Origin of the sequence: Mesonia ostreae, from assembly GCF_031845265.1 — a bacterium.
Taxonomy (GTDB): domain Bacteria; phylum Bacteroidota; class Bacteroidia; order Flavobacteriales; family Flavobacteriaceae; genus Mesonia; species Mesonia ostreae.
Window position 1 is genome coordinate 371,355 of record NZ_JAVRBG010000001.1, and the last position, 24,800, is coordinate 396,154.

Consider the following 24,800-nt stretch of genomic DNA (forward strand, 5'->3'; position numbering starts at 1 on the left):
AATGAAACAAGAAATTATATCTGAAGGAAAATTCAGCTATGTAGAGATTGGAGAAGGTACTCCAATTGTTATTCTGCACGGTCTTATGGGTGGATTAAGTAATTTTGATGGCGTTGCCAATTACTTCCCAAAAAAAGGATACAAAGTGGTAATCCCGCAACTTCCTTTATATTCCCTTTCTCTACTTAAAACCAATGTTGGGAATTTTGCTAAATACATTAAAGAGTTTATCGAATATAAAAATTACGAAGAAGTAATTCTATTAGGAAATTCTTTGGGAGGTCATATCGCATTGCTCACCACCAAAAAATATCCCGAAAATATAAAATCACTAATCATCACAGGAAGTTCTGGCCTTTACGAAAGCGCCATGGGGGAAAGCTATCCAAAAAGAGGTGATTACGAATTCATAAAGAAAAAAGCCGAAAACGTTTTTTACGATCCAGCGGTTGCGACCAAAGAAATTGTAGATGAAGTTTACGCTACGGTAAATGATAGAAATAAGCTGATTAGAACCTTAGCGATTGCGAAATCTGCCATTCGTCACAATATGGCCAAAGATTTACCAAAAATGCACACGCCTACCTGCATTATTTGGGGAAAACAAGACAATGTTACTCCGCCCGAAGTCGCGGTAGATTTTGACAAGCTCTTACCGAATTCTGATTTGTATTGGATTGATAAATGTGGCCACGCTGCTATGATGGAGCATCCAGATGAGTTTAATACACTTTTAGATAATTGGCTTACCAAAAGAAATTTATAAGCATGGATATTAAGTCGGCGTCTTTTGTGATGAGCAACAGCTTGGTAGAAAAATGTCCTGCTAGCGAATTGCCAGAATATGCTTTTATTGGTAGAAGTAACGTAGGAAAGTCGTCACTTATCAATATGCTTACCAGCAGAAAAAATCTAGCAAAAACTTCAGGAAGACCTGGAAAAACCCAACTTATTAATCACTTTCTCATTAATGAAGCATGGCATTTAGTAGATTTACCTGGCTACGGTTATGCGCGAGTGAGCAAAAAAGACAAGAAAACATTTCAGAAATTTATCACCGATTATTTTCAAGAACGTCAGCAATTAGTTTGCGCTTTTGTATTGGTAGATTCTCGTCACGAGCCTCAAAAAATAGATTTGGAGTTTATGCAGTGGTTGGGAGAAAATGAGATTCCGTTTTCTATTATTTTCACCAAAGTAGATAAGGTAAAACCTAAAGCATTAGAACGTCATGTAAATGATTACAATGCCGTTTTATTGCAAACTTGGGAGAGTTTACCTCCATTTTTTATCACCTCTTCGTCCAAAAATTTGGGTGCAGATGAAGTGCTTGCCTATATTGATGAAATCAATCAATCTTTATAATTCTATTTCCTCTTTTATTATCTTTATTAAGGCTTCCGCGGAATTGATTTCATTTAAGCTTGAAGCATCCAATACTACTTCCCAACCCAAAGCGGTAACTCCTAGTACAATCGGAAATTCAAATTTTGTAGAGAATTTGGAAGCATATTCTTTCCTAAACTCGTCTTGATGCAGAAATTTTGTAGGAATTCGCATCTCTTTTCTAAAAGCTTTCCACGTTTTATTTTCTGTAAAAACACCATACGTAATTGCGCATAGATTACAAGAAGAAGCTTTTGGATTAACTATTTTGCGAGCCGCATCCAGGTAAGCATTTCCCTTACCTGAATTGGCATTATATACAAATATAAGTTGAGTAATAGGCTCTTGTTGGAAGCTCATTACTCTTTCTTTAACTCTAATTTATCGGCAAAATAATCGCAAAAATCTTTCATAGTTTCCATCATTTTTTCATCTTCGGTAGCTCTATAAAAAGTATCACTCATCGCTACTAAAGTTTGGTGAAAAAACACTTTCATTTCATCTACAGGCATATCTTTTGTCCATAAATCTATACGCAAGCTTTCTTGGTTTTTACTGTCCCAAATAGATAAAAGCATCGCTTTTGCTTCCTCATTATTCACTCCACCATCTTGTGCGGTCCAGTGTAAATTTTCTGGAACATTGTTTTCGTCTACTTCAACTTGAATTTTGATTTCAGATTTTTTTGTACTCATTCTGGTTTCTTGGGTTTAAAATTAGCTTCCTTAAATATGCATTCTGCATCTAAAGTTAGCAATTGTTTTAATGTAATTCTTTCATTTTTATTTGCAAACTGCCTTACAATTTGCCATCCTATATATTGTCCTATTTGCGGCGGACTTTCATTATCTAAATTTAATCTAAACTTACTAAAAGGCGCTATGTTAATAAACCTTGCTCTTAGATCATTATCTGTTTTATACAAGAGTTCTTTTTCAATAAAATAACGCCAAATTTGCTCTTCATTGGCTTGCGCCCATTCTATTTCTTTAGAAGTATAACCAATTTTTCGGGCATCTTCCATAAATGGTAAAACTTTATCTTTTACATATAAAATCTTGCCATAATAAATGATCTGTTCTAGAAAACTACGCCCCTTTTCTTCTCCTAACAATTGTTGCGCATATTCAAAAGCAATATCGCTGGGTAATTGTTCTTCTATAAAATTCTTCTTCAAATACACCTGCATCCCATCATAAAATTTATGATCTTCTCCTAAATATGTATCTAAAGAAATAAGTAGCAAACTATCTGTTGCTACCACTTTATTTCGGTAATCCACTTCAGAAATAATGGTTACTACATGCGGAGCTTTAAACTCTGGAAAATAATATTTAAAGTGTTGAAATAAAGATATAATCTCATCTTTTTCTGACTCAAAATCTGGAAAGGCTTTTTGTACCTCTTCCTCCAATTCCAATTGAACCTCATCCTCCATTTGGTTTATCCATAAACTATCTGAATATTGTGCAGGAAATAAAAACGGATATTTTTTCTTTAATCTTGGTAAGTCTTCCGAAGAAGCTTGAGCAAACTCCATATCAAAACGATCTACCTGAAAATCAATAGGGATTTTTGCAATCTCTTTCTCCAAACCTGCATCATTTTTACAAGAGGCAAAAGCCAAAAGAATGAAAAAACTCAAAAAATAAATCTTCATAAAAAATAGTTTAGGTAGTCTTTAACGCTGTAGACTTTTTTTACATCTAATTTCGTATTATTTTCGTGACAAAGGTAGTAGAAAATAACCAAAAAAAGGAAGTTGATGCAAACAGAAAAAGTAGTTGATCACATAGTTAATTGGCTTAAAGAATATGCTACCACAAGTAAAACTAATGGTTTTGCAGTGGGCATAAGTGGTGGTATAGATTCTGCCGTAGTTTCCGCATTAAGCGCAAAAACAGGAATGCGCACCTTGTGTGTTGAAATGCCTATTCACCAAGCACCTGCACAAATTACAAGAGGACAAAAACACATAGAAAGCTTAAAAAAGCAATTTATGAACGTTACTAACATTGAGGTAGATCTTACCCCTACGTTTGAGACTATGAAATCTGTCTTTCCGTTAGCGGAAGAAAATGATAATTTGCAACTTACTTTAGCTAATACTAGGGCGCGTTTAAGAATGACAAGCTTGTATTATTTTGCAGGTTTACACGGTTATTTAGTTGCAGGAACGGGTAATAAAATTGAAGATTTTGGCGTTGGATTTTACACCAAATATGGCGATGGCGGCGTAGATTTGAGTCCCATTGCAGATTTACTTAAAAGTGAAGTCTATGAAATTGCCCACTATCTAGGAATTAATAAAGACATTGTGGAAGCCGCTCCCACCGACGGACTTTTTGGAGACAGCCGCAGCGATGAAGACCAAATTGGTGCTTCTTACGATGAATTGGAATGGGCTATGCACCAAGATAATTTAGGAAAAAGTGCCCAGAATTTTCAAGGTAGAAAACTAGAGGTTTTCAACATTTATACTAGACTGAATCGTGCCAACCAACATAAAATGAAGCCTATTCCAGTTTGTGAAATTCCGTTACACTTAAAGAAAAACTAGATGACACGATTAAGCTTTTGAGCGATAATCACCTCCAAGCTTTTATAATCCATTGTTTCCTTGATGATTTCAACATTATGAACATCACGATTTTCTTTGATGCTTTCCATCAATTCGGTTACCTTTTGTTTAATTAAAAAACGGCGTAAATTAAGAATGGTTTCGTTCACCTCGCGAGGTTCCAACTCACTTTTGTCTTTTACAAAAATATCTTGATCTTTCCAGCGGTGCAATACATCTCTTTCTTGTTGCATCAAAATGGTAGTAATTTCTGAAGCCTGATCTGGCACCAAATTATTGACAAAAGTTTCAGTTTTAATCTCTCCTTTAGAGTTAAATTCTGCCAAAATAGCTTCGTATAAATCTCTAAAACCCGCATGTGTAAACTCTATTTCATCCTCTTGCAAGTCTAGATAGATCTTTTCATACACTTTTAAATGCTGCATTTCAACTTCTAATTGATCATTTCCTTCTTCATCTTCTCGCATTACATAATCTTCAAAATCATCTTGTATATTTCCATATCTCAACAACAAACTGATGATATTGCGCTCCAATTGATGCTGCTGATTTATCTTAGGCCGTTCTACCGCATTTTCTTTTACCACCGCCATCTCCCTAGGTTTTGACGCCGATTCTTTAGAAGCATCGTTATTCGCTTTTGCGGAAATTTGAGCCAAGGTACTGTACAATACATTTTCTGAAATTTCCATTATGCGAGCGCATTCCTTCAAATAAATTTCTTGCTGAATGCGATCTGGAATTTTGGCAATACTATTTACCATATCCCGAATAACTCCTGCTTTTTTAATAGGATCTCCTTTGGCTTCATCTACCAATAAGGAAGCTTTATAGCTTATAAAATCTTTAGCGTTGTGTTCTAGATATTCTTTAATGTCACTCTCGGTATTGTTTTTTGCAAAAGAATCTGGATCATCGCCTTCGGGGAAACCGCAAACTTTTACATTCATACCTTGTTCTAAAATGAGGTCAATCCCGCGTATGGAAGCTCGTATCCCAGCAGCATCGCCATCAAACAACACCGTAACATTTTGAGTTAATCTATTAATTAAACGAATTTGATCACTGGTAAGTGCCGTCCCCGAAGAGGAAACCACATTTTCGATTCCCGCTTGGTGCATCTGGATCACATCGGTATAGCCTTCTACCAAATAACAATTGTCTTCTTTGGCGATACTCTGCTTCGCAAAATAAATTCCGTAAAGCACTTTACTTTTATGGTAAATATCACTCTCTGGCGAGTTCAAGTATTTGGCTGCCTTTTTATCATTCGTCAAAATTCTACCTCCAAATCCCAAAGTTCTCCCAGACATGGAATGAATCGGAAATATTACTCTGCCTTTAAAACGATCAAATTGCTTAGCTTCTTTAACAATGCTAAGTCCGGTTTTTTCTAAAAATTCTAATTTGTAACCCTGTTTTATTGCTTCACTGGTAAAAGCGTCCCAAACATCTGGAGAATAACCTAAGCCAAATTTCTCTATGGTTTCTCTAGTGAATCCTCGCTCTTTAAAATAGCCTAACCCAATGGCTTTACCGGTTTCGGTTTTTAAGAGTTGGCGTTTAAAATAATCTTTGGCAAATTCACTTACCAAATACATGCTTTCGCGTTCGTCGGCTTGTTGTTTTTGCTCATCGGTTTGCTCGGTTTCTTCAATTTCAATTCCGTATTTACGAGCTAGATATTTTATGGCTTCTGGATAATTAAAATGCTCATGTTCCATCAAGAAAGCCACAACATTTCCTCCTTTTCCACTGGAGAAATCTTTCCAAATCTGCTTTACGGGAGATACCATAAAACTTGGCGTGCGCTCATCACTAAACGGACTCAAACCTTTGTAATTAGTCCCCGATTTTTTTAACTGAACAAAATCGCCAATCACCTCCTCTACCCGAGCGGCATCAAAAACTTGGTCTATGGTCGATTTTTTAATCATTTATTTTATAGATGAATTGAATTGGTAAAAATAGAAAAACTAGGCCAAATGAAGTCTCATAAAGAAAGAATTAAAACAATGTAGAGTATAGATTTTAACAATTAAACCAATCTTAGGTTTGGGTTTTTTATTAGCTTCACAAATCACTCGACTCTTCTGAGTTTTAAATACCAAATTCAATCTTTTAGCTCCACTTACTAACATCTAATTCCTAATGAAAAATATAAAATTTATTTTACTTGCTAGTCTTCTTTTTTCAACCTTTACCTCTTGCTTTGAAGCCTTTCATTATATAGCGTTTCCCAAAAAACCTCATCCAAAAAAATTTCAAAAGCTTAGCAATGGAAAAAATAAAGAAATTGTGATAGTACCTATGGTTCATTTAGCAAAACCTAAATATTATAACACGTCTACGAAGATTATTAACACCTTGAGGAATGATGATTTTACCATTTTTTATGAACGGGTGACTTATCCCAAAAATGCAGATAGCCTTACTTTAGACACTCTAAGACGTAAAATGAGGAAGCTTGTAGGATCACCATTTGGTCTAAAATTAACGGATACTCTACATAGAAATGTTTATCCCAATTTTTTTAGCAGCGGAAGATATTTACAACAAAGTGCTGAGATTGCAGGTTACTCTTATAGCTTAGATAAGAACGTAGACCTCTCTGTTGTTGAAATTTTAGATGCTTATAAAAAACAATTTGGAGAGATAGAACTTACTGAATGCGACTATAAAACCAAATTTAATCACAGATATTGGTGCGATAAACTCGAAAACAAATCTTACGTCGTTGAAAAACTTAGAGAAGATTTTATCATTAAAAATGTTTTAAAATCTAATGCTCATAAAATTGCATTGGTTTACGGCAAACTTCATTATAAAGGACTAAAAGAACGTCTAATAAATGAAGGTTTTGAGAAAGTAAAATACTAAAAAGGATACCTACGAATTAGCTATCCTTTTTATAGAATCTTGATTTAGACTTCCGCTTAATAAGTGATACGAAATCCTACCGATACATTGTTTTGATCTACGGCATTGTCTTTAAAAATAGTATTTAAATCATATTTAGCGTATAAAGCCCAATTATCATAACCAATATAAGCACTTAGTCCATATATAAAGTTACTGGTATTGTAAGTTTGAGATAGTTTGGTTTTCCGGTTATTTCCGTTTTCTTCATATTTTAATTTCTGAATGGTATTTAGGTTAACTCCAGCATATCCTCCTAATCCTATTTTAAAATTACTCGTATCGTAATAGGCTCGTTTTTTTCCATAAGTTAAGGTTCTTGGTCCAAGCTCAATATGAAGCGGAAGTACCAAATTGTCCATTCTTAATTTTGCTTTGTCTAAATTTAAAGGATATTCTTCTAAATACGTCTGATCTCCATCTGTTACAAAATATTGGTTATTATCGGCTTTAAGGCCATTAAACTGAAATGAAAGTCCGTATCTAATTCTTGCAAAACCAGAAGATATCAAGTTGGTTTCGAATTCGTATCCCAATTCAAAAAACCGACTTCCCCCTATTTTATAAGGAGAATCATCTAAAGACTGTCCATCGATGATAGCGTTGTTAAGTCCGAAGGCCAATGTGATTCCAGAAGTAGTACTTTTAGGAATAGAATCATAAACTTCTTCCTGTTCATCGTCCTCTTTATATTTTAAATAATCTAGCTTTCTATAATAGACGTCCACGGTTTCTTCTCCGTCTTCCGTATTCGCATTTCGCTTTAGTAAAGCGATGTTAGCATCAATAATATCCAATTGATTTTCAATATTCATCGCTCTTTTTTCCGCGGCAGCTTTTTTTAAAATTTCAGCTTCTTGCTCACTAATCTCGTTGGCATGCAAACGTTTAGTAATGGCTTCAACCTCGGTTCGTAACTTTTTCTTTTCTATACGTTGGACTTGTTCTTTTTGCTTTTCTAGATTTTCTATCTTTAAATCGATACCAGAATTGACCTGAATATTGATTTGCGCCTGTAAATTTTGAGCTACCAAAGTGCTCAATAAAATGCTTAAACTAATGAGGATTGTTTTCATAATAATTTGTTTTTAGAGTGTACTTTTCCAGCCGACTAGAAATCTAGCTAGAATTATACTTGTTTTTAAATGATTGGATTGAACTATTTAATGACTGTAGATTTTACGTGCTGAAAACCACTTTCTAAAGCTAGAAGCACTTTCTCTTTAAAAGACTCTTTATCTTCTACTTCTATATTTTCTAACAATTCTTTGGCCGAAACTCTGGCATAAGGATTTTTAAAATTTCTTAATCTCACCTTTCGTCGTGCATTTTCTAAAAGTGCATCGATTTCTTCGTCTTCTACTTGTGCGAGCAATGCAGCTTGATTTTCATCTGTTTTTTTCTCCTCACTTATTTTTTCTGAATTTTTTTCGGTCAACAGATTTTTTTTCTTCAACTCTGCTACGGCAATAGATTCTGTTTTTCCCTTTGCCATAGAATGATTTTTAGAATAACTGCTATTTTTATTTTGTGATTCGGGTTTTGTTATTTCTTGACTCTTAGTTTCTTTTTGCTGTGGTAAATCTCCTACGATTTCTTTTAAAACCTGCGTATCATACACCAGTTCTCCTTCTATTTCTGTAGCGAAAATATTTTCTTTCTTTTCAATCGCTGATTTGGGAGCGATCTCCTCTTGGGTACTTACCACTTCAACTTCTGTTTCATTTCCATTTCCGAAGAAAGAGGCGATTAAAATACCTGCCAAAAAGCTAGCTGCAATTCCTAAATACCATTTGTAGCTGGCTTTCTTTTTATCTTTCGTTTCTAATTGAGAAGAAAGTTGTGTCCAACTACCAGCACTGGGAGCGATGGTTCTCTCCTCCAATTCTTTTTTTACCTTTTTATCTATCTTAGCCATGATTTTCTTCTTTTTGGTTTGCCAACTTTTCTTGCAATAGATTTCTCGCTTTAAACAATTGTGATTTTGAGGTTCCTTCAGATATCTGTAAGATTTCGGCGATTTCTTGATGTTTATAACCTTCAACCGCATACATCACAAAAACCATTTTGTAACCTTCTGGCAGTTCGTCTATGAGTATTTGTAAATGTTGTATCGCTTCCGCGGAAGCGTAATCATCTATATTTAAAGCCGCATCATACTGTTCCATCTGGTCAGAAAATTGAATCTCCTTTTTTCTCCTTAAAAAGTCAATAGCCTCTCGCACCATAATTCGCCGCACCCAACCTTCAAAACTTCCTTTATGCTGAAATCCGTCCAAGTTTTTAAACACTTTAAAAAAGCCTTTTAGCATCACATCTTCGGCAAACTGAAGGTCTTTGATATACATTCTACAAACACTCAACATTTTGGGGGCGTGCATTTCATACAAAGTTTGCTGCGCCAAGCGATTATTTTTCGCCGCTCTTTGAATGAGTTTTTTCTCGTTTTTATGTAGAGATATAATTTTCACCTGTTTCACTTAGTTGTTCTATAAATATAGACGAAGTGTTTTTAAATAAGGTTGCCTGGGGGTGAGAAAAATAAGAAAATAGACGATTAAATGTTAGAATATGGACCTCTGCAGTGTTCAGTATTCAGTAATGAGTGGAAATAAGTGAAAAATTCAGTAGACAGTAGGCAGCAGAAAATTTGAAATAAAACCTGTCACCTTGAAATCTATTCAGGGTCTGTTATTCGATTAGTTCTTCGCTTTGTTAGAAAGCTACGGTCTCGCATTGGGTAGCGAAAGTAATTCTGCTTTCATAATGAGATGCTGAATCAAGTTCAGCATGACTAGATGATTGGTGAGCGTTGAGTAAAGATAAGTGAAAATTTCAGTGTTCAGTAATCAGATTTGAGATTTGAAATGAGAAATTTGAAATTTGAAATTTGAAATATAATCGAGCTAAAAAACTATTTCTTCCTATCTATCACATAGTTCATCATAATCTCGAGAGAAGCCTTATATGGAGAATCGGGATAGATTTCTAAAATATCGAAAGCTTTTTGTTGGTACATTTTCATTTGTGTTACCGCATATTCCAATCCGCCGTTGTTTTTCACAAACTGAATCACTTCTTTTACGCGTTTGGTATCCTTATTATGGTTCTTAACGGAATTGATAAGCCACCTTCTTTCTTTTTCTGAACAATTATTTAAGGTATAAATTAGTGGAAGCGTCATTTTTTGTTCTTTAATATCAATTCCTGTGGGTTTTCCTATTTTTTGATTTCCGTAGTCAAAAAGATCATCTTTAATTTGAAAGGCCATTCCTATCATCTCTCCAAACTCGCGCATACGTTCTACGTGCTCTGAATCTGGCTTTACGGAAGCTGCACCCAAACTGCAACACGCAGCGATAAGGGTCGCTGTTTTTTGCCGAATGATTTCGTAATACACTTCTTCGGTAATGTCGAGTTTTCTGGCTTTTTCAATCTGTAGTAATTCCCCTTCGCTCATTTCGCGAACAGCCACCGAGATGATTTTAAGCAAATCGAAATCATTGTTATCTATAGAAAGGAGTAAACCTTTAGAAAGTAAGAAATCCCCGACTAACACGGCGATTTTATTTTTCCAAAGCGCGTTAATGGAGAAAAATCCGCGGCGACGGTTACTGTCATCCACCACATCATCGTGAACTAAAGTGGCGGTATGAATCAATTCAATCACCGATGCTCCTCTATAGGTACGGTCATTTACTTCGCCTTTAGAAACCATTTTGGCCACTAAGAATACAAACATGGGACGCATCTGCTTTCCCTTGCGGTTCACTACATAATGGGTAATCCTATTAAGTAATGCGACACGGGAAGACATAAAAAGATGGAACTTTTTTTCGAAAAGTTCCATTTCATGAGTAATGGGTTCTTTTATTTGAGCTATAGGCTTCAAGATAGAGCAAATATAAGACAGTAAACCCTCAAAATCTTGTTAAAAGACTTTAAAATTGCTTGGAGTATCTAGATTTTTACTATTTTAGTCCCAAATATAATAAAACACGTTATGAAAAAAATTACTCTTACGCTTGCAGCTTTTGCTGCAGCACTTACGATGAATGCACAAACCACTCTTTTTGAAGATAGTTTCGAAGATTATGCTGATTTTGCAATTGACAATGTTGGAGATTGGACACTAGTTGATGTAGATCAATCTACAACTTATGGATTCAATGGAATAACTTTTGACAATTCTGGAGCGGCATTTGCTTTTATGGTATTTAATAGTACAACTACAAATCCTCCATTAGATCCTACCGATGCTAGTGATTGGACTGCTAGAACTGGAGTTAAAGCGATGACATCTTTTGCTGCTACATCAGCACCTAATGATGATTGGATGATTTCACCTATGGTTACCTTAGGAACTGAAGGAAATGTAGTTACATTCTTTGCTAAAGCAGCAGACGGAACTTACAACAATGAAGTTTTTGACATTGCAATTTCAACTACAGATACAGATCCTGCCAGCTTTACCGTATTAGAAGCAGATTTAGTACCTACAGCTATCGATTGGCAAGAATTTACAGTTGCTTTAGATGCTTATGCTGAGCAAGATGTTTATATTGCTATCCACCACAAAGGAAATGATCAATTTGGCTTCCAAATAGATGATTTCAAAGTGGAGTCTGATGCATTAAAAGTTGATGATCAAGAATTTACTGGTTTTAACCATTACGTAGCAAACAACGTATTAACGTTAAAAGCAAATACAGCAATTAGCAATGCTAAATTATACAATATTTTAGGACAAGAGGTAATCTCTAAAAAATTAGATACTCAGTCTGCTGATATTAACTTAAACGCGCTAAACAGTGGTGTTTATTTAGTACAAGTACAGATTGAAGGAAAATCTAAGTCTTTCAAAATTGTAAAGAAATAAGTTAACTTATTTTTTAAAACTATAAAGCCTGCTCTTATGAGTGGGCTTTTTTTGTCTATTGGTGAGAGTGGTGAGTGGTGAGTGATTAAATTAATAAATTTGAAATGGAAAAATTGAAATTTGAAGTACTCAGGCTAACTGCTACCTTTTAAATAATGAGGAGCGGGTAGGGAAGAATTTCAAGCTAGAAGTTAGAAAATAGATTTTAGAACATAGATGCTAGAATATAGACAAAAAACTAGACCTTATAAATAATGGAGAGAAGACATTACTCATTATTCATTACTAACTATTCATAACGATAAACTAAAAACTAATCACTAAAGAATAAAAAATCCCTCAGTCGTTTATGCAATGGAATGACTATTCAGAATAAAGCTGTCATTCAGAACGAATGAAATGGAGTGAAGAATCTCATGCTAGAATATAGATCTTAGAATATTAACCAAAACGGTCAACTCTATTTAGGGAAGCACACATTTACTCATGACTAACTATACTCAATACTATAGACTAAAAGCTATTTAGACGACTTATTTGCTAACTGACCGCAAGCGGCGTCGATATCTTTTCCTCTAGACCTTCTTACCGTTACTGTTATTCCGTTTTTCTCTAACGCATCTTTGTATTGATCGGTAATCTTACTCTCGGCTTGCTGAAAGACACCATCATCTATGGGATTATACTCAATAATATTCACTTTACAAGGAATGGCTTGACAGAAGTCTATCAAGGCATCTATGTCTTTTTGCTGATCATTAATGTCTTTCCAAATCAGGTATTCGTAGGTTACTTTCCTCCCAGTTTTCTCATACCAGTAAATTAAAGAGTCTTTTAAATCGCTTAAAGAAAACTTAGCATTAAAAGGCATTATTTGCGTACGCACTTCATCTATGGCAGAATGCAGCGAAACCGCAAGATGAAATTTCACTTCATCATCTGCTAACTTTTTGATCATTTTAGGAACGCCAGAGGTAGAAACCGTAATTCGTTTAGGAGACATGCCCAAACCTTCTGGAGAAGTTATCTTATCTATGGATGCCAATACATTTTTATAATTCATCAAAGGCTCTCCCATTCCCATATACACAATATTGGAAAGCGGCATATTATTATAAATTCTACTCTCCTTATCTATCGCCACCACTTGATCATAAATCTCATCGGGATTAAGATTACGCATACGTTTAAGCTTAGCGGTAGCGCAAAACTTACAGTCTAAGCTACAGCCTACTTGAGAAGATACACAAGCCGTAGTTCTAGAAAATGTAGGAATCAACACCGACTCTACCGTAAATCCATCATGTAATTTCACGGCGTTTTTAATGGTCCCATCACTACTGCGCTGCATCTCATCTACCTCAATATGGTTGATCACGAAGTGCTGAGAAAGCATTTCTCGGGTTTCTTTAGAGAGGTTGGTCATATCATCAAAATGATGAGCTCCCTTACTCCACAGCCACTCATAGACTTGAGTTCCCCTAAAAGATTGATCTCCAATAGAAACAAAAAATTCTCTTAGTTGCTCCTTCGTTAACGCGCGTATGTCTCTTTTTTTCTCTTTCACTTGGCAAAGGTAATTGTTTTCTATGAGATGGCATTAGGGATTGCAGCGGCATCCTTTTTTTGTGCTCGTGAGCGCTGAACTTCACAAAAAAAGATATAGCGGAAAGCCCGACCCGCAGGGAAATGCACAAAAAAAGCCACACTAATTAAAGTGCAGCTTTTCTATTCTTATAAAAAATGTTTTATATAATTAGCATGGCATCCCCATAGCTGTAAAATTTATACTTTTCTTTGATTGCTTCTTCATAAGCACGTTCCATTAAATCGTGACCTGCAAAGGCAGAAACCATCATTAACAAGGTAGATTTTGGCGTATGGAAGTTGGTAATCATACAATTGGCGATACTAAAGTCATACGGAGGGAAGATAAACTTGTTGGTCCATCCTCTATACTCATTTAAGGTTCCCATAGAAGAAACTGGAGTTTCTATAGCTCGCATAACTGTAGTTCCTACAGCACAAATTCTTCTCTTTTCGCTAATAGCTTTATTGATGGTAGTCACCGCAGGCGTTTGAATCTCTGCTTCTTCACTGTCCATTTTATGCTTAGAAAGATCTTCTACCTCTACTGGATTAAAAGTTCCTAATCCTACGTGCAAAGTAACTTCTGCAAAGTTTACTCCTTTAATTTCTAAACGTTTTAATAAGTGCTTAGAAAAATGAAGTCCAGCTGTTGGCGCCGCAACTGCTCCTTCCGTTTTTGCATAAATAGTTTGGTAACGGTCTGCATCTTCTGGCTCTACCGCTCGTTTAATATATTTAGGAAGTGGTGTCTCTCCTAATTCTCCCAATTTTTTTCTAAATTCCTCGTAAGAACCGTCATATAAAAAACGAAGCGTTCTTCCTCTAGAAGTGGTATTATCAATCACTTCGGCAACTAGACTTTCGTCTTCTCCAAAGTACAATTTATTACCTATTCTTATTTTTCGAGCAGGATCTACCAACACATCCCATAGGCGTGTTTCTGGGTTGAGTTCTCTCAATAAGAAAACTTCGATTCTCGCTCCTGTTTTTTCTTTATTTCCAAAAAGTCTTGCTGGGAATACTTTTGTGTTATTCAACACCATCACATCTTCTGGCTCAAAATATTCGATAAGATCCTTGAACATTTTATGCTCAATGGTATTTTCTTTTCTGTTTACTACCATCAAACGAGCTTCGTCGCGATGCTCTGATGGATATTCAGCTAAAAGTTGATCTGGCAGTTCAAAACTGAACTGTGAAAGTTTCATTCCCATACTTTATTTTTTAGAATCGCAAATATACAACCTCAAGATAGGCCTTGTCAAGTAAATAGGTCTTTATTTTTAGAATATTGTGCTTTCGCCTTATATGATCGTACTAAGACGGACTTTATACTCCCCAGAAATACGCTTTACCTTATTTTTAAAAGGTTTCACACAGATGTTTTTTTCGCTTTACGGATTTGTTACCGAGATAATTTGAAGCTTTTTTAAACATTCCCAAAAATTGGGAAAAGACTTGCTCACCACTTCGGCGTCTTCAATAATGATTGGCGCTTTTAAAGCTAAGGGAGCAAATGCCATTGCCATACGATGGTCTTGATACGTGGCAATCTTCACGTCTTCTAGAATAAAGCTACTTTTTTCTAAACTAAGGCTATCCTCGGTAACATTCACATTTGCCCCCAATTTTTGAAGTTCTTTTTGCAGAGCTAGAAGTCGATCGGTTTCTTTAATTTTTAAAGTGTGTAAGCCGCTTAATTTACAAGCAATTCCTAATCCGAAGCAAGTCACCGCAATGGTTTGAGCCAAATCTGGAGTTGCGTTTAAATCTAGCTCTAATAACGATATAGCTTGGCCTTTCTTTGAGATGAGGATTGAATCTTCTTTAAATTTAGTTTCAACTCCCAATTGCTTATATATTTCTATCATCGCAGCATCTCCCTGTAAACTTTGCTCATGATAAACAGAAAGCTCTATTTCTGCGGAAGCGGATAAAGCCACCAAACTATAAAAATAAGAAGCCGAACTCCAATCTGATTCTACAGCAATTGTTTTCGCTTGAATTTTGGAAGGAAAAATTTGAATGCTTTGGTCTTTAAATTCTGTTTTAACGCCTACTTTTTCTAACAACTGAAGCGTCATTTGCAAGTAAGGCGCCGAAGTTATTTTTCCTTCTAAGTGAATTTTCAGTCCGTTTTCCAGACTGCTTCCCAACAACATCAAAGCAGAAATATATTGACTACTGATGTTTGCAGAAATCTTCACTTCATTCTTCTCAATTTTACACCCTTTAATTTGTAGCGGAGGAAAGCCTTCTTTTTCTAGATACTGAATATTGGCTCCCAATGTTCTTAAAGCGTCCACTAAAGGCCGAATGGGTCTTTGTTTCATTCGCTTACTGCCGGTTAAAACCACTTCCCTCCCAGGCTGGCCAGCGTAATAGGCGGTTAAAAACCTCATGGCAGTTCCTGCGTGATGAATGTCGATCGTTTTATCTGAAGACTGCAATGCTTTTTGCAGCACCAACGTATCATCGCTATTGGATAGGTTTTCAATTATAATCCCGTTCTCAAAAGCTTGCAAAATCAATAATCGGTTCGATTCACTTTTAGAACCGCCAATGACTAGCTGACCTTTTAAATGCTGGGATTTTGCGCGCAGTAAAAGTTCCATTTTAAGCGTTTCTTTTCTCTTCTTCCTTTAGTTTACTTTTAAACTTAAAATAAGTCATAATAAAGCCATATAAAAAACCACCAATGACATTGGCTAAAATAAAACGAAGTAGGTAGGGCGGTTTCAGATTTCCTTCTACAAAAGCACTCGTGTCAAAACCATAAGAAAAGCCTAAATTGATAATGTTATAAATGATAATAAATAGGATAGCCAGCATACCTACCGATTTCCAAAACGTGGGCATTTTTGTAATTTTTTTAAAACTCATCTTATTGTAATTTTTTATTTTGGTGATGACGATCGTGATCACGCTTTGTTTTTATATCTAATTTCTTGTCGAATGCTGCTTGCAAGTCGATTCCTGTTTGGTTAGCCAAACATAATACCACAAAGACAACATCGGCTAATTCTTCGCCTAAATCTTTTTCTTTATCGCTTTCCTTTTCACTTTGCTCTCCATAACGTCTAGCGATAATTCGAGCCACTTCTCCCACCTCTTCGGTAAGTTGTGCCATATTGGTAAGTTCGTTAAAATAACGTACGCCGTGTTCTTGTATCCAGGCATCTACCGCTTTTTGTGCGTCTTGAATGTTCATTAGTTATATTTTTGTTAGCACTATTTGTTCTTGCTCTTTTGCTGTCATTTGCTTATAAAATTCTCGTAAAAAATTATATTGATCTGCATCAATCTCACTGTCCTGCATTTTAAAATTGACATTGAGTCTTAGGTATTGTCCAGAACCCGCCAAAGAATATTCATAACTCCCAGTGCTTGCCGCAAAAGCTATGCGAATAGGCTCTGGCACACTTTCTACTTTATATCCTTCTGGAATCTTAATATTCACTACAAGCTGATCGTTAAAAGGGTAAATGAAATCTACAGGATAGATTCTTTCTTTAGATTTAAATGGGTTTTTCTTAGAGCTTAGAAACAATAACGGGTTTAAGAAAATTTTATTTCCTACCGCATCAAAGCTATTTTCTACTGTAAAATTATAGCTCTCAGAAAGTTCTTCATCAGATTCTAAGTTTTCAATCTTAAAGTTTTCTATGAGCATATTTCTTTGCTCTGATTCTTTTTCCTGAATGTATTTTTCTTGAGAAGTGCTAGAATACTCCTTTCTTAATAAGTAAGCATAATGATTATCTAAGGTTTCTTTCACCTTGCCTCTTGCTTCCCCATTTTCATCTAACTCTACATTTATGAATTGTATTTTATTCGCTATAGGAGGCTGTTGTATATTTATTAACCCCCATTTTTTATTGTCATTATCCATAAAAACTCCGTTCCAATTGTAGGTTCTAATGGGCATCACATTAGGTTGACTAAATTTATCTGTAGCGTCTAAAACGTAACCTGTATCATCTAACAGAACGTGAGCAATTACATAATTAAGCCTATCTACGGTAGGGTAAAAAGGTTTCAAGTTTCCTCTTGTACTTATAACAACGGGATTAGCTTCAAAGCCGGCGTAACGAAGCATACTTGTTAAAGTAAGATTGATATCTGCTACATTCCCTTCTTTTTCTAATAGCGCATCTTTCATCCCTTTATCAAAATACTTACCAGAGTAATTATTCCAAGCAATGTTCTCTTTCACAAATTTGAAAATCATTTTCATTCGTTGTAAAGAATCTGTCGTGGCAGATTTTATCGCATCAATATCATCCTTAAAGTGTCTTACTCGGTTAATATCTGATTTATAATCATCTGAAAAAGAAATTGTTGCGGCAACATCATTCCAAGATTTTGCATATTTCTTCTGACTTCCATCTCTATACTTCATAGACACCAACTCGAACAAAATACCAGATTTGTAGTTATTGATATTTCCTACATATTTCTCATCCTTAAGTGGAGGAACGTCTTCTGCAGAATACTTATAAACATCTACCTTTCCGTTTATTCTAAAGTCTTTTTTTTTCTTATATTCATAATTAGGCTGAATACTTCCCTTTGGGATTTGATTAAAGACAAAATAGGTAGGGGTTCTAATTTCGGCAGTAACTTTCTTTGCAGGAACATCAAACTGAAACTCAAACTCATCTATCTCCCAAAATATAGGAGATACTATTTTATATGAAATTTCAGTAATACTTCCTTTATTTATTTGAGGTTGTGTAAAAACTACTTGATCGTAATATTTATTTTTTTCTGTTTCGAAGATTTGACTCTTTTCTAATTCAGATTTAATAATTTCATCACCTATGAGATTGTACGTAATGCCTTCTATATTATACACTTTTTCTCTTAATCCCCCCTCTTGGTAAAGATTCATATTTGTGGTGGCATAATTTAAATCCGTGTCTCTAGTGTTGTAAAATTTTACCTTTTTGTAAACTTTTGTAATTAGGTTTACAGAGTGGGCTCTTACATCAAAATATACATCTTTATGAAACTCTAAGATTTCTACTCCTGCAGTTGAGTCTATAGTACTTTCTGTTTTCTCAAGATCATTCTTGGTTATTTCAGTAAAATTAAATTTTTGAGCTTGCGCGAATTGTAAGCTAAAAAAAAATATTAAAGTGAGATTAAGTACGCTTAGTTTAATTGATGTCATTTGGTAATTTATAATTTTATAATAGATATTTTAGAGTTTTCTGCTAAAGCTATTCTTTTTCGAAAATCTCTATATTCTAGATAATTATCTTTTGAATATAGCCCTTCCTTAATTAATATTTTTCGATGAAATATAACAAAGTCCTCATCTCGTGTAATCTCTAAATGATAAGTTCCAAAAGGAGATTTAAAATTTTGACATTCTGAGAATGCTTCAATCGTATATGCAGTAGGAATTTTAATCCTTACTGTATCAATCAATGCGTAACCCCTTAAGATTTGAAACGGATTCTCTCTTTGCCTTACTCTTGGAGGCACATAAGAGGCTCTGTTATTAATATTAGGAGAAAAAATAATTCTTTTCCCTAGCTTCTTTCCAAATTTATTTCCTTTTAGTTTTACTTCTTCATAAAGAAAAAGAGAGTCTTTATGGTTGGTCACTTTATGACTTACCACTTCATAATCAGAAATTAAATTCCATCGTTTCTTATCTTTCTTTTCCAATTCATAAGCAGGCATAAATGCGTTGGCTAATCTTTTTTCGTAGTGTATTCCCTTAGATATTATTTCATTGCTTAAATTAAAAGAATTGTCCTCATTTAAGGTAAGGATCGATGTAGATTGCGTTAAATTCTCTTCGTTTAAATAACTCTTTGTTCTTTTTAATTCTCCCCCATTTGGAGTCATCACCAAAACCTTACGATCATCTGTAAAACTGCCTAAAAAGCCAAAAGGAGCGGTATTGCTCGTACAATCTACCCAATAATCTTTCTCATCAATAGGTATATTTAAAATCACATGATCTCCTTGATTGATGGAACTAAAATCATCCTCGAAGTCTACTTTATTCCTTCCAGACTCCACGTGAGAATAATAAGAAGGTACGCCTACCACGTCTAACAAAGCTTTGGTGTAGTTCGTGAGCCCTTTGCAATCTCCATATTTCATTCGGTCTACTTCTGCGGCATCAATAGGTTGTATTCCTCCAATCCCAACTTGCACACTAATATATCTAGTATTATTCTGAACATATTCATATACCAATTTTGCTTTTTCTAAGGGACTTTCTGCAGCTTCTGTAATTGATTTGATTTTATTTATAGTAGCTGAGTTTAAATTATTTTTTTCAGAAAGAATCTTATCATGCATCCAAGTTCCTAATTCACTCCAATTATTTGCTTTGCCTTCATAATCATACCATTTAAACTCTTTAGGAGCTAACAAAACAACAGGACTAATGTTGGTTATCGAAGGAGACATCACTTCATGCTTTATAGGCGCTAAATCTTTGACGTTAAACAAAATCCCATCTGGATATTGCTTAAACTTCACCGCACTCTCTCCATCATTCTTAATTTTATAATTTACTGGACGCTCACCTTCTTCATATCCCACATAAAGCTCTGCATAATTCACCTTCGTATTATAGTTTTTCATAAAAGTAAAACGCGGCAAGAAAGCGGTATTGGTATTTTCTGTTTGGTAAGAAAAATCTATCGTGTAAGGATATGAGTTCGAAGAATAATTTAAATACTTCACCCTACTATCTGAATATAATGTCCCTCCGCTTACGGCAGATATATCATTAAAATCTCTTTTTTTTACTTTTTTAATAAGCTCACCCTGTGCATCATAGATTAAAGCCTCTATATTCTTTATTTTAATATCCTTATTATAATGAACATAAGTATTCACAGCATCTTCACCTTTAGAATCTAATACTTTGATAACAAGACGATAATCTGTTTGTATTTCACTTTTATCAAATTGAATACTCAGAGATTCCTTCTCTACAATAGCACTTAATTGAGTAGTGTTTTCTTCATGAATTTCTATAGATTGAACTTGTGAAAAAGACTCATAAAAATTTAAAAAGAATAAAATTGTCAACGTAAAAATTCTCATAGGCTAAAAGCTTGAAACCGAATATGAAATTTATTCTTTAATTTTTGAATCTATACTAATGGTTACAGGACCATCATTGACGAGTTGCACTTGCATATCGGCTCCAAACTCACCTTTTTTTATAGGTTTTCCTAACTGAATTTCCATTTCTTTTATAAAATCTTCATACAACGGAATGGCAACTTCTGGTTTAGCTGCTTTGATAAAACTAGGTCGGTTTCCTTTTTTAACACTCGCGTGCAAAGTAAACTGACTTACCACTAGAACTTCTCCATCCACATCTTTTACCGAAAGATTCATAGCTTTATTTCCATCATAAAAAACTCTCATATTACTAATCTTTCTACAAAGCCAAGCGATGTCTTCTTGAGTATCTGCCTCTTCAATCCCCATTAAAATCAACAAACCATGATTGATTTTACTCACTCTCTTTTTCTCTATTTCTACGGAAGCTTCACTTACGCGTTGTAGGATTACTCTCATTTTTTAGGATATATATCGGTTCTATAATGTTCATCTTCTCCTTCTAAAATTTGAAGGTAAGATTTATAGCGAGACCAAAAAAGTTCTTCTTGCTCTAGTGCTTCCTTAATGGCGCATTTAGGTTCTTCTATATGCATGCAGTTGTTAAATTTACAAAACTGCTTTAAAGCAAAAAATTCTGGAAAGTAGTCTCCCAATTCATCTTTTTCAATTTCTACCACGCCAAAACCTTTAATACCTGGAGTGTCAATAATCTTAGCTCCCATGGTTAAATCAAACATTTCGGCAAAAGTGGTGGTATGCTGACCTTGCATATGCTGACTAGAAATTTGAGCTGTTTTTAAATCTAAAGTCGGTTCTATTTTATTGATGAGAGTGGTTTTTCCTACGCCGCTATGTCCAGAAAATAGACAGGTTTTCCCAAGCATCATTTCTTTTAACTGATCTATATTTTTTCCCGTCTTCGCGGAAATTCCTAAGCAAGTATAACCTATTTCACGATACATGGCTGCCAGGTAACGAATTTCATCTTTTTCTTCTTCTGTATAAGAATCAATTTTATTAAAAAGTAACACGGCTTTGATGCCATAAGCTTCTGCTGTCACTAAAAACCGATCTATAAATGTGGTGAAGGTTGGCGGGTTATTTAAAGTAACTATTAAAAAAGCAACATCTATATTAGCAGCGATGATATGCGTTTGCTTAGATAAATTAACCGATTTACGAATAATGTAATTATCACGTTCTTCTATCTCTTTAATGACTCCCGTCACTTCATCGGCTTTATCATCAATATCAAAATGTACTATATCGCCTACAGAAACGGGATTGGTACTTTTAATTCCTTGAATACGAAACTTCCCCTTGATCCTACAATTGTAAGCCTTGCCATCTTCAGTTTTTACTAAATACCAACTCCCAGTTGATTTGTATACGGTTCCTTTCATCTTACAAAAATGAAACTAACTTCTTATATAACATAAAGTTTTTGATAAAATCTTAAGTTTTATAAGTTCAACTTTGCTAATCTCGCTAGTACACTTTTTTGTTTCCTATCATATTCTAACAATAATACATGTCCTATTTTGCCAGGCATCACATAGGTTTGGGTGTCATAGTCATTCTTCATGTAGATTTTATCTTCAGTGATTTCTCCGTCATTATAGATAATCGCTTTATAAGCATATTTATTTTGCTCTCCTTTAATACGTTCAAAATCATAGAAAATAGAATAAAACTTATTTCTTCTTTCATCAAACTGAGTGTATTTATAATCAAAAGCACCTTTGTAACTCATAAAATGAGCGTTATACTGCGGACTCCCAAAATCAATCATACTATCTACTCTAGACTTACCTTTTTCAAAAGCCTGAATGTCCTTAATGCTAAAATCACTATTAAAGTGAATCATAATCGCATCTGTAATGACCAATTGCGTATAGGAAGTTCCTCCAATAATTCCCCAAGCATTTGCTATTTTTCTAAAACGTTCTCCAATAGCAAAATACTCTCCCGTTTTGGTTTTCACAAAATCATTAAAGAAGATGTGTCCTCTATTTTTATCATTAGTTCCTATTTCTGAAGGCATAATAGGTTTAATATCTTTCTCCCAGTCATTTTTAGAATTGCTAATCAACTCGCCATTCACATTATATACTTGCGTATAGATCCCAAGACTTTCATCTCTAACAAAATTATCTTTTGCTTCAAAATATTCTCCTAAAACCACCACATTATTTTCATCATCTAAATACACATTGCTTAAAAAACGAGGATCTTCTTCTTTGGTAAATTCTTTTTTAAATTGAAGTTTCCCAGTATGGATGTCAAACAATAATAAGTGAACATCACTGTCTTTAGAAAAATTACTTTTGTATGCATATTCCATTACTGCTATATAATTTTTATTGGCAGCCATAGGCGTAGCTTCAAAATTCATTTTTACGTCTTTTGGCGTACTGTAAGACCAGCTTTTATTACCATCTGTAGCTTGATACTCTAAGGTATAGCCACTTCTCTTATTATTTTTTCTAAAATTAAACAAAAAGCCTTTGTCATCAATTGGCATAAGAATGTCTCTACTATAACGCTCTTTAATTTCTTTTTTTTCTACCGGAATGTTGCGGTCTATCTGCACATTTCCTTGCTTGTCAAAAGCCAAGAGTTTAAAATACTTCTCTTTCTCATTTACAAGAGAATACATCAAAGCTTGGTTATTGAATTTGGTGGTCAATACAGATAAACCTTTATCGCCAATATAAGATTTAGTGGCTATTTCATTAAGACTGTTGTCCAACATCCTAATGGCATATTCTCTTTTTTTATTTTTTAATTTATCGGCCTGAAAGAAAAAATAGTACCCATCTACATTGTTTTTTTTATCCATTAAAGCTCCAGAGTTCACGAGATCAAATGCCGCAATCCCAGTGAGTTTTTTTTGTTGTGCATAAAAACTGATGCTTACAAATAAACAAGCAAGCGTAAAAAGTAATTTTTGTTTCATAATTAGGGGTTTAAGTTTTTAAAGAATTGATAAGTCTGCATAAAATCTTGATGATGAGCAAGCTTCTCTTGATGGGTTTCACAAAATGCCCAACCAATTTTTTTAATTTCAGAAAGTTCTAAATTGTGTAAGAACAGGCGAATGGTATTTAAATGCTCTTCTTCGGACAAGTTGTTCTTATGCGGAATGTATTTTCCCAAATGATGATTTTCTCGAGCTTCGTATAAAATCTTCAATACCGAAGCCATTTTGGTGTAATAGTATTCTTCAGAAATTATTTTTCGGTCATATTTTTCAATCAACTGATAAATAGCCAAGTCCAAAAAATTTAAATCGATGGTATATTGAATGCTATGGAAATTGGCTATTTCTTCCAAACTCTTTATATAGGTAGTATCTCCACTAATGCTATCTAAAGAGTTCAGCTTAAAATCACTTTTAATTTTTTGAATTCTTTCCTCGGTTTCAGGATGGGTTTTGATGTCTTTAGAAGTTGAAGTAAAATCGTTAATTTTTTCTGAAACATCAAAAAGACTTTGTTCCTCTTCCAACCAATATTCTTGAAACGGATAGCTCTCATGATCAAAAACGCTATCTAATTGTACTCTGTAAGAGAAAAATAAATCATCTTCTTCTCGTTGTAACTTCCGTAAAGAAGAAATACTTTTACTTGTATTGTATTTCGTTTTAGAAAGCAACACAAATCCTAAAGAATCGGCTTGCATTTCTGCTTCTTGAGAGTGATTTAAAAAGTCTACACTCAACTCATTCATCACCAAAAGTGCTGCTCTAGATTGCCCGTATCGCGTTCTTTTTAGTTTTCTAATTCTTTGCTTGGTTTCATCAGAATTTAACGTGGTTACTCTAGCCTTCACCTTCTTCATAGAATGATTTAATAGCTTATGAGCAATCTCATGACACAAAATAAAAGCAAGCTCATCATCATATTCTAAGGAAGTTAACAAACCTAAATTTACCTCAAACATCCCATCGCCATAACAAGCCGCATTGGGAACAATAGAATTTTTAATAAAAAACTGATAATTGGCAGGGTTTATAGAAGGATTTTTTTGATAAATCTCTTGGGCAATGGCACCCATTTTTTGATCAATGGCTGGGATAAAAGAATACGCACTGTCTTTTACCGTTCTAAAAATTTTCTCATCTTTCTTTTTAAAGACTTTTTTTACTTTAGAAGAATGCTTTCCCTCTATGTTATCTATAAAAGTATCATTGATATGCTCTAGATAATCCTCTAGCACATCTAGATCATTGGGCAGGTAATTCACTCGATACTGCTGCGCTTTTGTAGAAAAAGAAGCCAACATTATTAACAACACAACAAGCAAAAATCTATTCATAAGGCAAAATTATTGCCT

24 protein-coding genes are annotated in these 24,800 nt (G+C 34.5%); 5 read left to right on the forward strand and 19 right to left on the reverse strand.

Going from position 1 to position 24,800, the window contains the following annotated elements; genetic code table 11:
* Position 1: 1 nt before the first annotated feature.
* Both RLT85_RS01835 and yihA read left to right on the forward strand, forming a co-directional pair.
* Positions 2 to 766 (forward strand): alpha/beta fold hydrolase, encoded by a 765-nt coding sequence (locus tag RLT85_RS01835; RefSeq protein ID WP_311400334.1) that lies wholly within the window; start codon positions 2 to 4, stop codon positions 764 to 766.
* A 2-nt stretch (positions 767 to 768) separates the two neighbouring features.
* On the forward strand, positions 769 to 1,365 hold the full coding sequence (gene yihA, locus RLT85_RS01840; protein WP_311400335.1) for a ribosome biogenesis GTP-binding protein YihA/YsxC: 597 nt from the start codon (positions 769 to 771) through the stop codon (positions 1,363 to 1,365).
* On the opposite strand, the gene RLT85_RS01845 is transcribed toward yihA, so the two are convergent.
* From RLT85_RS01845 to gldB, 3 genes are read right to left on the reverse strand one after another with little or no spacing between them, the layout of a single operon-like run.
* Complete coding sequence (locus RLT85_RS01845; protein ID WP_311400336.1) at positions 1,360 to 1,746, reverse strand: GTPase; 387 nt, start codon at positions 1,744 to 1,746, stop codon at positions 1,360 to 1,362. The two genes, yihA and RLT85_RS01845, sit on opposite strands and share 6 nt — an antisense overlap.
* On the reverse strand, positions 1,746 to 2,081 hold the full coding sequence (gldC, locus tag RLT85_RS01850) for a gliding motility protein GldC (protein WP_311400337.1): 336 nt from the start codon (positions 2,079 to 2,081) through the stop codon (positions 1,746 to 1,748). The genes RLT85_RS01845 and gldC overlap by 1 nt, the downstream gene beginning before the upstream one ends.
* Positions 2,078 to 3,046 (reverse strand): gliding motility lipoprotein GldB, encoded by a 969-nt coding sequence (gene gldB / locus RLT85_RS01855; protein WP_311400338.1) that lies wholly within the window; start codon positions 3,044 to 3,046, stop codon positions 2,078 to 2,080. The genes gldC and gldB overlap by 4 nt, the downstream gene beginning before the upstream one ends.
* Positions 3,047 to 3,151: 105 nt before the next feature.
* Here gldB and nadE point away from each other — a divergent pair, with 105 nt between their 5' ends.
* Positions 3,152 to 3,946 (forward strand): NAD(+) synthase, encoded by a 795-nt coding sequence (gene nadE, locus RLT85_RS01860; protein ID WP_311400339.1) that lies wholly within the window; start codon positions 3,152 to 3,154, stop codon positions 3,944 to 3,946.
* Here the strand turns inward: nadE and dnaG are convergent.
* Entirely contained in the window at positions 3,943 to 5,904 is a 1,962-nt protein-coding gene (gene dnaG / locus RLT85_RS01865) for a DNA primase (protein WP_311400340.1), read from the reverse strand. The genes nadE and dnaG overlap by 4 nt on opposite strands.
* Positions 5,905 to 6,118: 214 nt before the next feature.
* Between dnaG and RLT85_RS01870 the strand changes: the two genes are divergently transcribed.
* Positions 6,119 to 6,847, forward strand: a complete 729-nt coding sequence (locus RLT85_RS01870; RefSeq protein ID WP_311400341.1) for a hypothetical protein — start codon at positions 6,119 to 6,121, stop codon at positions 6,845 to 6,847.
* A 56-nt stretch (positions 6,848 to 6,903) separates the two neighbouring features.
* Here the strand turns inward: RLT85_RS01870 and RLT85_RS01875 are convergent, their stop codons facing one another.
* From RLT85_RS01875 to RLT85_RS01890, 4 genes are all read right to left on the reverse strand, one after another.
* Complete coding sequence (locus RLT85_RS01875; RefSeq protein WP_311400342.1) at positions 6,904 to 7,962, reverse strand: hypothetical protein; 1,059 nt, start codon at positions 7,960 to 7,962, stop codon at positions 6,904 to 6,906.
* Positions 7,963 to 8,045: 83 nt separating this feature from the next.
* On the reverse strand, positions 8,046 to 8,804 hold the full coding sequence (locus RLT85_RS01880) for a hypothetical protein (RefSeq protein ID WP_311400343.1): 759 nt from the start codon (positions 8,802 to 8,804) through the stop codon (positions 8,046 to 8,048).
* Positions 8,797 to 9,357 carry an RNA polymerase sigma factor gene (locus RLT85_RS01885; protein WP_311400344.1) on the reverse strand — a complete coding sequence of 187 codons (561 nt, stop codon included), beginning with the start codon at positions 9,355 to 9,357 and terminating at the stop codon, positions 8,797 to 8,799. Before RLT85_RS01885 ends, RLT85_RS01880 begins: the two co-directional genes overlap by 8 nt.
* Positions 9,358 to 9,800: 443 nt before the next feature.
* Entirely contained in the window at positions 9,801 to 10,778 is a 978-nt protein-coding gene (locus tag RLT85_RS01890; RefSeq protein WP_311400345.1) for a polyprenyl synthetase family protein, read from the reverse strand.
* Between the two features lie 111 nt (positions 10,779 to 10,889).
* Here RLT85_RS01890 and RLT85_RS01895 point away from each other — a divergent pair, with 111 nt between their 5' ends.
* Positions 10,890 to 11,765: a T9SS-dependent choice-of-anchor J family protein gene (locus tag RLT85_RS01895; RefSeq protein WP_311400346.1), complete on the forward strand. Its 876-nt coding sequence runs from the start codon at positions 10,890 to 10,892 to the stop codon at positions 11,763 to 11,765.
* A gap of 520 nt (positions 11,766 to 12,285) precedes the next feature.
* Here the strand turns inward: RLT85_RS01895 and rlmN are convergent.
* The 11 genes from rlmN to RLT85_RS01950 form a co-directional block, all read right to left on the reverse strand.
* Complete coding sequence (gene rlmN / locus RLT85_RS01900; RefSeq protein ID WP_311400347.1) at positions 12,286 to 13,332, reverse strand: dual-specificity RNA methyltransferase RlmN; 1,047 nt, start codon at positions 13,330 to 13,332, stop codon at positions 12,286 to 12,288.
* A gap of 181 nt (positions 13,333 to 13,513) precedes the next feature.
* On the reverse strand, positions 13,514 to 14,563 hold the full coding sequence (gene queA, locus RLT85_RS01905) for a tRNA preQ1(34) S-adenosylmethionine ribosyltransferase-isomerase QueA (RefSeq protein WP_311400348.1): 1,050 nt from the start codon (positions 14,561 to 14,563) through the stop codon (positions 13,514 to 13,516).
* 186 nt (positions 14,564 to 14,749) lie between these two features.
* Positions 14,750 to 15,970, reverse strand: a complete 1,221-nt coding sequence (aroA, locus tag RLT85_RS01910) for a 3-phosphoshikimate 1-carboxyvinyltransferase (protein ID WP_311400349.1) — start codon at positions 15,968 to 15,970, stop codon at positions 14,750 to 14,752.
* A 1-nt stretch (position 15,971) separates the two neighbouring features.
* Entirely contained in the window at positions 15,972 to 16,238 is a 267-nt protein-coding gene (locus RLT85_RS01915; RefSeq protein ID WP_311400350.1) for a hypothetical protein, read from the reverse strand.
* Position 16,239: 1 nt separating this feature from the next.
* Positions 16,240 to 16,566: a nucleotide pyrophosphohydrolase gene (locus RLT85_RS01920; RefSeq protein ID WP_308865518.1), complete on the reverse strand. Its 327-nt coding sequence runs from the start codon at positions 16,564 to 16,566 to the stop codon at positions 16,240 to 16,242.
* 3 nt (positions 16,567 to 16,569) lie between these two features.
* Positions 16,570 to 18,531, reverse strand: coding sequence for a DUF3858 domain-containing protein (locus RLT85_RS01925; RefSeq protein WP_311400351.1), 1,962 nt, complete (start codon positions 18,529 to 18,531; stop codon positions 16,570 to 16,572).
* 8 nt (positions 18,532 to 18,539) lie between these two features.
* On the reverse strand, positions 18,540 to 20,435 hold the full coding sequence (locus RLT85_RS01930) for a DUF3858 domain-containing protein (protein WP_311400352.1): 1,896 nt from the start codon (positions 20,433 to 20,435) through the stop codon (positions 18,540 to 18,542).
* A 30-nt stretch (positions 20,436 to 20,465) separates the two neighbouring features.
* Positions 20,466 to 20,918, reverse strand: coding sequence for a D-aminoacyl-tRNA deacylase (gene dtd, locus RLT85_RS01935; protein ID WP_311400353.1), 453 nt, complete (start codon positions 20,916 to 20,918; stop codon positions 20,466 to 20,468).
* On the reverse strand, positions 20,915 to 21,865 hold the full coding sequence (gene rsgA, locus RLT85_RS01940; RefSeq protein WP_311400354.1) for a ribosome small subunit-dependent GTPase A: 951 nt from the start codon (positions 21,863 to 21,865) through the stop codon (positions 20,915 to 20,917). The genes dtd and rsgA overlap by 4 nt, the downstream gene beginning before the upstream one ends.
* Before the next feature lie 59 nt (positions 21,866 to 21,924).
* Positions 21,925 to 23,421, reverse strand: coding sequence for a DUF6770 family protein (locus tag RLT85_RS01945; RefSeq protein ID WP_311400355.1), 1,497 nt, complete (start codon positions 23,419 to 23,421; stop codon positions 21,925 to 21,927).
* A gap of 2 nt (positions 23,422 to 23,423) precedes the next feature.
* Positions 23,424 to 24,782 carry a M48 family metallopeptidase gene (locus tag RLT85_RS01950; protein WP_311400356.1) on the reverse strand — a complete coding sequence of 453 codons (1,359 nt, stop codon included), beginning with the start codon at positions 24,780 to 24,782 and terminating at the stop codon, positions 23,424 to 23,426.
* Between the last annotated feature and the right edge of the window lie 18 nt (positions 24,783 to 24,800).